At 66.6% G+C, this 10386-nt stretch carries 8 protein-coding genes and 1 tRNA gene; 5 read left to right on the top strand and 4 right to left on the bottom strand.

The window, feature by feature from the left end:
* Window positions 1–284: 284 nt before the first annotated feature.
* The 5 genes from ACF08M_RS27115 (at window position 285) to ACF08M_RS27095 (ending at window position 4358) form a co-directional block, all read left to right on the top strand.
* Complete coding sequence (locus ACF08M_RS27115) at window positions 285–1031, top strand: GntR family transcriptional regulator (RefSeq protein ID WP_392187867.1); 747 nt, start codon at window positions 285–287, stop codon at window positions 1029–1031.
* 178 nt (window positions 1032–1209) lie between these two features.
* Complete coding sequence (locus ACF08M_RS27110) at window positions 1210–1599, top strand: hypothetical protein (protein WP_392187866.1); 390 nt, start codon at window positions 1210–1212, stop codon at window positions 1597–1599.
* Complete coding sequence (gene repSA / locus ACF08M_RS27105) at window positions 1596–3029, top strand: replication initiator protein RepSA (protein WP_392187865.1); 1434 nt, start codon at window positions 1596–1598, stop codon at window positions 3027–3029. The genes ACF08M_RS27110 and repSA overlap by 4 nt, the downstream gene beginning before the upstream one ends.
* Window positions 3022–3201, top strand: a complete 180-nt coding sequence (locus ACF08M_RS27100) for a helix-turn-helix domain-containing protein (RefSeq protein ID WP_356751605.1) — start codon at window positions 3022–3024, stop codon at window positions 3199–3201. The genes repSA and ACF08M_RS27100 overlap by 8 nt, the downstream gene beginning before the upstream one ends.
* The gene (locus tag ACF08M_RS27095) at window positions 3201–4358 is read left to right on the top strand and encodes a tyrosine-type recombinase/integrase (RefSeq protein WP_392187864.1); all 1158 of its coding nucleotides are present in this window, start codon (window positions 3201–3203) and stop codon (window positions 4356–4358) included. The genes ACF08M_RS27100 and ACF08M_RS27095 overlap by 1 nt, the downstream gene beginning before the upstream one ends.
* A gap of 55 nt (window positions 4359–4413) precedes the next feature.
* On the opposite strand, the gene ACF08M_RS27090 is transcribed toward ACF08M_RS27095, so the two are convergent.
* From ACF08M_RS27090 to gyrB, 4 genes are all read right to left on the bottom strand, one after another.
* Window positions 4414–4490 (bottom strand) — tRNA-Ile (locus tag ACF08M_RS27090).
* A gap of 70 nt (window positions 4491–4560) precedes the next feature.
* Window positions 4561–5169: a DUF3566 domain-containing protein gene (locus tag ACF08M_RS27085; RefSeq protein WP_392187863.1), complete on the bottom strand. Its 609-nt coding sequence runs from the start codon at window positions 5167–5169 to the stop codon at window positions 4561–4563.
* Window positions 5170–5262: 93 nt separating this feature from the next.
* Window positions 5263–7896 (bottom strand): DNA gyrase subunit A, encoded by a 2634-nt coding sequence (gene gyrA / locus ACF08M_RS27080; RefSeq protein WP_392187862.1) that lies wholly within the window; start codon window positions 7894–7896, stop codon window positions 5263–5265.
* 46 nt (window positions 7897–7942) lie between these two features.
* A complete protein-coding gene (gene gyrB / locus ACF08M_RS27075) occupies window positions 7943–10048 on the bottom strand; it encodes a DNA topoisomerase (ATP-hydrolyzing) subunit B (protein ID WP_392187861.1) in 2106 nt (701 codons plus the stop codon).
* Window positions 10049–10386 lie beyond the last annotated feature (338 nt).

The raw sequence follows: 10386 nt of genomic DNA, 5'->3' as shown, positions 1-10386 counted from the left end.
GGCTCGTGTCTTTCGCCGTGGGTGCCCTCAAGCCCGATGGTTCCGGATGCAGCGGTCTGCCGCACAGCAAGGAGGAACCCCCTGCTCTTCCCCCCTCCCCGCCCGAAGGGTGGGGCTTGATGAGGTAGAGAAATCCGTAACGAGTCCCGGGTTGAGTGGGGTACGTCTCACCCAGCGAGCGACGCTTCACGTGGGCGAGATACGCGCTAAGGTAGCCAGTGGCCTAGGCCACGACCTCACTGTCTAAAGGCTGAGGGGGTTAGGTCACTACTCCAGGAGGGATCATGGCACCGCAGATCGAACGGCCGCTGCCGCCGTACCTGCAAATTCTCCAGTCGATTCGGGCGCAGATCGATGACGGTTCACTCGGAGTGGGTGAGGCTGTCCCGTCTGAGCGTCAGATCAGCGCCGACTGGTCAGTTTCTCGCGCTACCGCTACGAAGGTTCTCGCAGCCCTGCGTTCAGAAGGACTCGTTGAGTCGATTCAGGGCGTCGGCACGGTGGTTCGGAAGCAGGCTGATGCTGGGCATTCCGCACGTGACCGTGTTGCGTCGATGAGGCGGACTGGCCGCATCTATCCGCCGAACGAGCGAGCCAAGATCGTTGCGGCTGAGGTCGTTGACGCCCCCGAGGAAGTTGCGGCGGCGCTTGGTCTTGAGGTAGGCGCGTCGGTCATTCGTCGTCAGCGGGTGACATTCCGTGATGACGTCCCGGTCTCCGCTTCGACGTCCTGGTTTGCTGGAGAGCTTGAGCAGGCGGCGCCGAAGTTGCTGGTGGCGGAGCGGCTGCGGGAGGGCACCCCGGCATACATCGAGGCGCAGACGGGGCGGAAGTTCGCCAATGGTCGCGACCAGATGGCCGCTCGCAAGGCGACGGCGGGCGACGCAGAGTTGCTGGGCCTGGAAGAGGGCGGACCTGTGCTGGCTGGTCGGAATTGGATCTACGACACGGAGGGCGATGTTGTGGAGTATGGGCAGTCCATCGCCGTTGCGGATCGCTGGTCTTCGTACGACTACGACATTGCTGGCTAAGTCGCGGCAAAAGGAACGACTGAACGAGGGGCGGTGAACTCCGCCCCTTTTTCATGCCCTGGACTACTGGACAGTGGCCTAGGCCACCGCTACCTTGGTGTCTAGTCCAGAAGCCAGGGAGCGGCCACCTACGGCCAAGCAGTCAGCCGCTCCCCGTCCCATAGAGGGAGCACCCATCATGCCTGCAACGCTCGTCACCTCGCAGCCCGTGAACGTCTCCGTCGTTCTCACCATCCCGGAGCCGGTCCGGCCCGCCCCTGCCCGGATGGTCAATGCCCGTTCCTGCCCGGCGTGCTGCGAGACGCGGTGCCCGGACCCCGCCGAGTGCCTGCACTTCCTGACCGCGAACCCCTGGGATGACTGCGACTCGTGCGCCGGTAGGGGCTGGGCCGGAGAAGAGTCCCGCTCCGTCTACTTCGAGGACTGCGGCGGCTCCGGCCTCATGGAGTACACGGCCGCCTCGATCGGCACCAAGGGCGTGAGCGACCAGGCCAGGGCCCGGCACGCCGCACACATCGAGCGCCTGACCTCGCTGGTCGGCAACATCCCGGTCGAGGTCGCCGCATGACGACCTTCCCCGTCGAGCCTGCGGCCGTGGCTGGTACTGCTGCGGCCGTGGGCACCGACCCCCTGACGCTGGCCGACCTCTTACGCGTCGCCAACAGCCCCGGCTTCGACCGGTGGCAGGAACAAGTACGCCGAACCGGCGGCTGCTCCGACCCCATCCACCTGGAAGGCATGACCACCACCCGCGATGCGAAGACGGGGCAGGTGCTCTACTCCTACAGCACTCAAGGCGAACCCGGCGGACGGTTGCGTGTGGCCTGCGGGAACCGACGCGCCTCCCGCTGCCCTTCCTGCGCCTGGACCTACGCCGGGGACACCTTCCACCTGATCCGGGCCGGGCTGACCGGCGACGAGTCCAAGGGCACCCCCCTCACGGTGCGCACGCACCCCAAGGTGTTCGCGACCCTGACCGCCCCTTCGTTCGGCCCGGTCCACAACCGGCCCACCCGCGGTGTCTGCCGGTGCGGCACCGACCACCCCGAAACCTCCCCGCTCCTGGGCACGGCCCTGAACCCGGCCACGTACGACTACGCGGGGGCGGTGCTGTGGAACAACCACGCCGGGGACCTATGGCGGCGCTTCACGATCTACCTGCGCCGTGAGATCGCCGCCCGCGCGAGCCTCTCCCAGACGGCGGCGGCCGAGGTGTGCCGGGTCTCCTTCGGGAAGGTCGCGGAGTTCCAGAAAAGGGGCGCGGTCCACTTCCACGCCATCGTGCGCCTCGACGGCCCCGACGGGCCGGACACCGCCCCACCGGCCTGGGCCAGCACGGTCCTGCTGGCCGATGCGATCCAGGCGGCTGCCGCCCGCGTCGCCGTGCCCGTCCCGGCCTCCGGGGACCACCCGGCACGGGAGCTGCACTGGGGCGCCCAGGTGGATGTTCGCCCGATCGGCGCGGACAGCGCGAACGACGACCTGACCGAACAGGCCGTGGCCTCCTACGTCGCCAAGTACGCCACCAAAGCGGCCGAGACCACCGGCACCGTCGACCGGCGCATTGGCGAACTCGCCGAACTCGACAAACTCACCGACCTGCCCGCCCAGGCCCGCCACCTGATCGAAGCCTGCTTCGACCTGGACGAGGCGTACCCGGACCGCAAGCTCTGGCAGTGGGCCCACATGCTCGGCTTCCGCGGCCACTTCTCCACCAAATCCCGCGCCTACTCCACCACCCTCGGCGCCCTCCGCCAGATCCGCGCCGACTACCGCGCCCGCCAGGAACGCCACGAACGCGGCCTGCCCGACCCCGACGACGCCCCGGAGGGCTCCACCCTGACCCTCGCCCACTGGACCTACGCCGGACACGGCCACACACCCGGCGAATCCTGGCTCGCCGCCACCATCGCCCGCGACATCCACACCAACCGCGTAACCGCACGCGACGCACGGAACGAACTCGAAGCACTCGACGGAGGTGACTGGGATGTCTGACGAGCTGCTGACGGTGCCTGAGGTGATGGCCCGGCTCAAGGTCGGCCGGACCACCGTCTACGACCTGATCCGCACACGCCGCCTGCCCTCGCTGACGATCGGCTCCAGCCGCCGCATCCCGGCTGACGGATTGCGCACGTTCCTCGCGTCCCGCCTTGAGGAGGCAGCCTGATGGCCAAGCGTCGCCCTAACGGTGGGGGAACCATCACCAAGCGGAAGGACGGGCGCTACCAGGGCGCCGCCTACGTCACCAACACGGACGGACACCGGGTCCGGAAGTTCGTCTACGGCTCGACGTACGACGAAGCAGCCGAGAAGCTGGGCAAGCTCCAGGATCAGGAGCGCAACGGGGTACCAGTGCCCTCGCGGTCCTGGGCGCTCGGTGAGTGGCTGGCCTACTGGCTTGAGCACATCGTGAAGCCCAACCGGGAGCACAACACATACGTGAAGTACGAGTCCAAGGTTCGGCTGTACCTGGTGCCACACCTTGGTAAGAAGCCGCTTGTCCGACTCACCCCGGCTCAGCTTCGCTCGTTCATGGCCGAGCTGAAGCGCATGGAGGTTCCGCCAGCCGCGCGCTTCGAGGTGCTGCGGGTTCTGCGGAATGCGTTGAACCGGGCCGTTCGAGAAGAACTCCTGACGCGAAACGTCGCCGAGCTGGTGGACATGCCCAAGGTGACCAAGAAGGAAGTCAAGCCTTGGAACGCCCGGGAGGCCATCACGTTCCTGCGCTCAGCTCGGGCGCACCGGCTCTACGCGGCCTGCGTCCTGGTGCTCGTCCTCGGCCTGCGTCGCAGTGAGGTGCTGGGGCTGCGCTGGCAGGACATCGATTTTGATCAGCGTCAGTTCACTCCGCTCAAGCAGGTGCAGCGGGTCAAGGGCGTCGGCCTGGTGCTCAAGGATCTCAAGACGGAGTCCTCACACGCCGTGCTGCCGCTGCCCGAGTTCTGCGCCCGTGCCTTGAAGGAGCGCCGGGAGCTCCAAGACCTGGAGCGGAGGATCGTGGGCGACGACTGGAGCCAGGAGCCGGACCAAGACCTGATCTTTTCATCGGAGCGGGGCGGGATGATCGACCCCGTGGGCTTCTCCCGAAGCTTCAACGCGCTCGTGAAGCGGTCCGGGGTCCGCCGGATCACGGTGCGGCTCGCTCGGCACACCTGCGGCACTCTGCTGGCCTTCCTGAAGGTGCACCCCAAGGTCGCGCAGGCGATCCTGCGGCACAGCCAGATCAGCATGACGATGGATGTCTACACCCACGTGGTGGGCGACGGGGAACGGGAAGCCGTGGCGATGCTCGCGGAACTTCTGGAAGATCCGTTGATCGGCTGATGTCAGCCGTAGATGTCAAAGGCCCCCCACCGTTTCCGGTGAGGGGCCTTCGTGCTGGTGGGGCTAACAGGATTTGAACCTGTGGCCTCATCCTTATCAGGGATGCGCTCTAACCAACTGAGCTATAGCCCCGCCGCGCTGTGCGCTGACTTCTGAAGATTAGCGCACGTCGGGGCCAGTCCCAAAATCGATACTCCGAGCCCTACTCGTCCTCGGCCAGCGTGAGCTCGATACCGCCCACGAAGCCCGCCGAGAGGTTGTAGATGAAGGAGCCCAGCGTCGCCAGCGCGGTCGCCAGCACCACGTCGATCACCGCGATGACCGAGGTGAAGATGAGGACCCGCGGCAGCGACAGGAACGACTGAAGATCGAAGCCGTTGCTGTCGTTCGAGCCGGTGGCCTCGCTGATCGTGCCGCCGACGGCGGAGAAGACGCCCATCGCGTCCATCACCATCCACAGCACCGCCGCCGCCACCACCGTGCAGATACCGAGCGCGATGGAGAGCAGGAAGCTCACCTTCATCACCGACCACGGGTCGGCCTTGGCCACCCGCAGACGGGCCTTGCGGGTACGCGGAGTCGTCCGCGCCCCTGTCCGCGGCAGCCGGGCCGCCTGCGTGGCGCCGACGCCTTGCGCACCACCCTGCGTGCCGTGCGGCCGGCCGCCCTGGGTCCCGCCCGCGGGCGAGGGGTATGCCTGCGGCGGGTGGTACGGCCCGCTCGCCTGCCCCGGTGCGGGCTCGCGCTCACCGGGCAACGGCCCGGTCGCGTAACCCTCGTACTGGGGCTGAGGCCCCCGGGTGTCCGTCACAGTGCCCCCTTGGGAGTCCGTGGCAGGGCCACGGGCACCGCTCGCTCCAGCTCCGGAAGCGGCCGAACCGGCGCCCGTGGATCCACTCACGCTCTACTCCTCGTGCTCCCCTGCCGACGGCGACGTGCCCTCGGCATTGCCCTCAACCGTGCTCTCGGCAGCTTCCGCCGTCGCGGTCTCGGCGTCCTCGGACCCCTCGACCTCTTCGGCCTCACGGCCGGCTTCGGCGTTGCGGGCGATACCGACGACGGCATCGCGCTTGCCCAGATTGATCAGTTGGACGCCCATGGTGTCACGGCCCGTCTCCCTGATTTCATTGACTCGTGTACGAATCACACCACCGCCGAGCGTGATGGCGAGGATCTCATCCGTCTCCTCGACCACCAGCGCGCCGACCAGCGAGCCCCGGTCCTCCACGATCTTGGCGGCCTTGATGCCCAGGCCGCCACGACCCTGAACGCGGTACTCGTCGACGGGAGTCCGCTTCGCGTACCCACCGTCGGTGGCAGTGAACACGAACGTACCCGGCCGGACAACATTCATCGAGAGCAGTTCGTCGCCTTCGCGGAAACTCATGCCCTTAACGCCCGAAGTGGCACGGCCCATCGGGCGCAGCGCATCGTCCGTCGCAGTGAACCTGATCGACTGGGCCTTCTTGCTGATGAGCAGCAGGTCGTCCTCGGCCGACACCAGCTCCGCACCGATCAGCTCGTCGGCGGTGCCGTCGGCACCGCCCGCCGTCTCCCGGAGGTTGATGGCGATGACCCCACCGGACCGCGGCGAATCGTAGTCCTTCAGCGCGGTCTTCTTCACAAGACCGCCCTTCGTGGCCAGGATCAGATACGGCGCGGCCTCGTAATCACGGATCGCCAGGATCTGCGCGATCCGCTCGTCCGGCTGGAAGGCCAGCAGGTTGGCGACGTGCTGGCCACGGGCGTCACGGCCGGCGTCCGGGAGCTCGTACGCCTTCGCCCGGTACACCCGGCCCTTGTTCGTGAAGAACAGCAGCCAGTGGTGCGTCGTCGACACGAAGAAGTGGTCGACGATGTCGTCTTCCTTCAGCTTCGTGCCGCGCACGCCCTTGCCGCCGCGCTTCTGCGAGCGGTAGTCGTCCGTCTTCGTACGCTTCACATAGCCGCCGCGCGAGATCGTGACGACGATGTCCTCCTCGGCGATCAGGTCCTCGATGGACATGTCACCGTCGAAGGGCACCAGCTTGGAACGCCGGTCGTCGCCGAACTTCTCGACGATCGCGCCCAGTTCCTCACTGACGATCTGCCGCTGACGCTCCGGCGACACCAGGATCGCGTTGTACTCGTTGATCTTCGCCTGGAGCTCGTCGTGCTCGGCCGTGATCTTCTGGTGCTCCAGTGCGGCCAGCCGGCGCAGCTGCATCTCCAGGATCGCGTTCGCCTGGATCTCGTCGATCTCCAGCAGGCCCATCAGGCCCTCACGCGCCACCTCGACGGTCTGGCTGCGCCGGATGAGGGCGATGACCTCGTCGATCGCGTCCAGCGCCTTGAGCAGGCCACGCAGGATGTGGGCCCGTTCCTCCGCCTTGCGCAGACGGAACTTCGTGCGCCGGACGATGACCTCGATCTGGTGCGTCACCCAGTGGCGGATAAACGCGTCGATGGAGAGGGTGCGCGGCACACCGTCGACCAGCGCCAGCATGTTGGCGCCGAAGTTGGTCTGCAGATCGGTGTGCTTGTACAGGTTGTTCAGCACGACCTTGGCGACCGCGTCCCGCTTCAGCACGACGACCAGACGCTGGCCCGTCCGCGAGGAGGTCTCGTCACGGACGTCCGCGATCCCGCCGATCTTGCCGTCCTTCACCAGGTCGGCGATCTTCTGCGCGAGGTTGTCCGGGTTGGTCTGGTACGGCAGCTCCGTGACGACCAGGCACTGCCGGTTCTGGATCTCCTCGACCGCGACGACCGCACGCATCGTGATCGAGCCACGGCCGGTGCGGTACGCCTCCTCGATGCCCTTGCGGCCCACGACGAGCGCGCCCGTCGGGAAGTCCGGTCCCTTGATCCGCTCCATCAGCGCGTCCAGGAGCTCCTCCTGCGAGGCCTCCGGGTGCTCCAGGTACCACTGGGCACCGGCCGCGACCTCACGCAGGTTGTGCGGCGGAATGTTGGTCGCCATACCGACCGCGATCCCCGCGGACCCGTTGACCAGCAGATTGGGGAAGCGCGCCGGCAGAACCGTCGGCTCCTGGTTGCGGCCGTCGTAGTTGTCCTGGAAGTCGACGGTCTCCTCGTCGATGTCCCGGACCATCTCCATGGACAGCGGCATCATCTTGCACTCGGTGTACCGCATGGCTGCGGCCGGGTCGTTGCCCGGAGAACCGAAGTTGCCGTTGGAGTCCACCAGCGGCATGCGCATCGACCACGGCTGTGCCAGTCGCACCAGTGCGTCGTAGATCGACGAGTCGCCGTGCGGGTGGTACGTACCCATGACGTCACCGACGACACGGGCGCACTTGTAGAAGCCCTTCTCGGGCCGGTAGCCGCCGTCGTACATCGCGTACAGCACCCGACGGTGCACGGGCTTGAGACCGTCCCGTACGTCCGGCAGCGCACGCGAGACGATCACGGACATCGCGTAGTCGAGGTAGGAGCGCTGCATCTCCGTCTCGAGCCCCACGGGCTCGACACGCATGCCCACACCGGCGGTGCTGGGCTCCTCTTCAGGTGTCACAGAGGTGTTCTCGTCGGCCATTGCTGGTCAAAGTCCTTTCGAGCGGCGGCTTGCTGGCACGGCCGGCTCAGATGTCGAGGAAGCGGACGTCCTTGGCGTTGCGCTGGATGAACGAGCGCCGCGCCTCGACGTCCTCGCCCATCAGCACCGAGAAGAGGTCGTCGGCCTGCGCCGCGTCGTCCAGCGTGACCTGGCCGAGAACCCGGTGGTCGACGTCCATCGTGGTGACGCGCAGCTCCTCGGCGTTCATCTCGCCGAGGCCCTTGAAGCGCTGGATCGAGTCTTCCTTGATGCGCTTGCCGTTCTGCTTGCCCAGCTCGACCAGAGCATCGCGCTCACGGTCCGAGTACGCGTACTCGAAGTCGTCCCGGCCCCACTTGATCTTGTAGAGCGGCGGGCGGGAGAGGTAGACGTGCCCGGCCTCGACCAGCGGACGCATGAAGCGGAAGAGGAACGTCAGCAGCAGGGTGTTGATGTGCTGACCGTCGACGTCGGCGTCCGCCATCAGAATGATCTTGTGATAGCGGAGCTTCTCGATGTCGAAGTCCTCGTGGACTCCGGTACCGAAGGCCGAAATCAGCGCCTGGACCTCGGTGTTCTGCAGGATCTTGTCGACCCGGGCCTTCTCGACGTTCAGGATCTTGCCGCGGATCGGCAGGATCGCCTGGTACATCGGGTTACGGCCGGACTTCGCCGAACCACCGGCGGAGTCACCCTCGACGATGAAGATCTCGCACTTCGTCGGGTCGTTGGACTGGCAGTCGCTCAGCTTGCCCGGCAGCGAGGCGCTCTCCAGCAGCCCCTTGCGACGGGTCAGATCACGCGCCTTGCGGGCCGCGACCCGGGCCGTGGCCGCCGCGATGCCCTTGCGGATGATGTCGGCCGCCTCATTGGGATTGCGGTCGAACCAGTCCGTCAACTGCTCGTGGACGACCTTCTGGACGAAGGTCTTCGCCTCCGTGTTGCCCAGCTTGGTCTTCGTCTGGCCCTCGAACTGCGGCTCGCCCAGCTTCACCGAGATGATCGCCGTCAGACCCTCGCGGATGTCGTCACCCGTGAGGTTGTCGTCCTTCTCGCGCAGCAGCTTCTTCTCGCGCGCGTACTTGTTGACCAGCGTGGTCAACGCGGCGCGGAAGCCTTCCTCGTGCGTACCGCCCTCATGCGTGTGGATCGTGTTGGCGAAGGAGTACACACCCTCGCTGTACTGCGTGTTCCACTGCATCGCGATCTCGGCCGAGAGGAGTCGCTCCTTGTCCTCGGCATCGATGTCGATCACCGACTGGTGAATGACATCGCCCTTGCGGGAGTTGAGGTACTTCACGAAGTCGACGATGCCGCCCTCGTAGTGGTACGTGACCGTACGGGCCTGCTGCTCCTCGGCGACCTCGGCCACCTCGGCGACATCCGCGCCCGCCGTAGCCTTCGCCGACTCGCGCTCGTCGGTGAGCTTGATCGTCAGGCCCTTGTTGAGGAACGCCATCTCCTGGAAGCGGCGCGACAGGGTCTCGAAGGAGTACTCGGTGGTCTCGAAGATGTCCCCGTCGGCCCAGAAGGTGACGGACGTCCCCGTCTCGTCGGTGGCCTCGTTGCGGGCCAGCGGAGCGGTGGGCACACCGAGCTTGTAGTCCTGGGTCCAGCGGTAACCGTCCGTCCGGACCTCGACCGAGAGCCGCGACGACAGCGCGTTGACCACGGAGACACCGACGCCGTGCAGACCGCCGGAGACGGCGTAGCCGCCGCCGCCGAACTTGCCGCCGGCGTGCAGCACCGTCAGCACGACCTCGACCGCGGGCTTCTTCTCCGACGGCACGATGCCGACCGGGATGCCTCGGCCGTTGTCGATCACACGGACCCCGCCGTCGGCGAGGATCGTGACGTCGATCGTGTCCGCGTGACCTGCCATCGCCTCGTCGACCGAGTTGTCGACAACCTCTTGTACGAGGTGGTGGAGGCCACGCTCACCGGTCGAGCCGATGTACATGCCAGGTCGCTTGCGGACCGCGTCCAGGCCCTCGAGGACGGTGATCGCGCTGGCGTCGTACGAGGGGGTGACCTCGCCGGAAGCGGATGCCTCGGCCGAGGCGATCACCTCGCCGCTCTCACCGGGTGTAGACGGAATGTTCTCGTTGGGGTTGCCGGAATCGGCCACGAAGCGCCCTTTCTGGCACAGCACAGGCCGTTCTCCGGGCAAACGGGAGCGGCTGCGTCGTTCGGCTTGTATCGACGACTCCCGCAGGTATGCGGGATTGTTCACCAGTCTACCGGTAGCACTGACACGAATGGGGGTTTGCGGGTACCTGAGTACGCATGTGCCGCCCTGAACCAGCGCCTGACGACTCCCCATATTCAGGAAGGGCCCCCAAGACGTCCAAGCGGGCGTTGAGCGCTTCGGCCTGTCAAGCTCTCGCTACCGTGAGGGACACCCCACTCCCCACACCCGGCCTCAATCGCCATATACACGAACAAAACGGACGCGCCGGACAGTAGTTCCGAGAGGGCAGCGCAGAGCTC

The sequence above is a fragment of the Streptomyces sp. NPDC015032 genome (assembly GCF_043080425.1).
Taxonomy (GTDB): domain Bacteria; phylum Actinomycetota; class Actinomycetes; order Streptomycetales; family Streptomycetaceae; genus Streptomyces.
Note: the sequence above shows the minus strand (reverse complement) of the source record. Positions and strands in the feature narration are given on the sequence as shown.

Excerpts from the sequence above, each read along its gene's own strand:
- gyrA (WP_392187862.1), bottom strand. The coding sequence starts at position 7,896 with ATGGCCGACGAGAACACCTCTGTGACACCTGAAGAGGAGCCCAGCACC.
- ACF08M_RS27095 (WP_392187864.1), top strand. The coding sequence starts at position 3,201 with ATGGCCAAGCGTCGCCCTAACGGTGGGGGAACCATCACCAAGCGGAAG.
- ACF08M_RS27110 (WP_392187866.1), top strand. The coding sequence starts at position 1,210 with ATGCCTGCAACGCTCGTCACCTCGCAGCCCGTGAACGTCTCCGTCGTT.
- ACF08M_RS27115 (WP_392187867.1), top strand. The coding sequence starts at position 285 with ATGGCACCGCAGATCGAACGGCCGCTGCCGCCGTACCTGCAAATTCTC.
- ACF08M_RS27100 (WP_356751605.1), top strand. The coding sequence starts at position 3,022 with ATGTCTGACGAGCTGCTGACGGTGCCTGAGGTGATGGCCCGGCTCAAG.
- repSA (WP_392187865.1), top strand. The coding sequence starts at position 1,596 with ATGACGACCTTCCCCGTCGAGCCTGCGGCCGTGGCTGGTACTGCTGCG.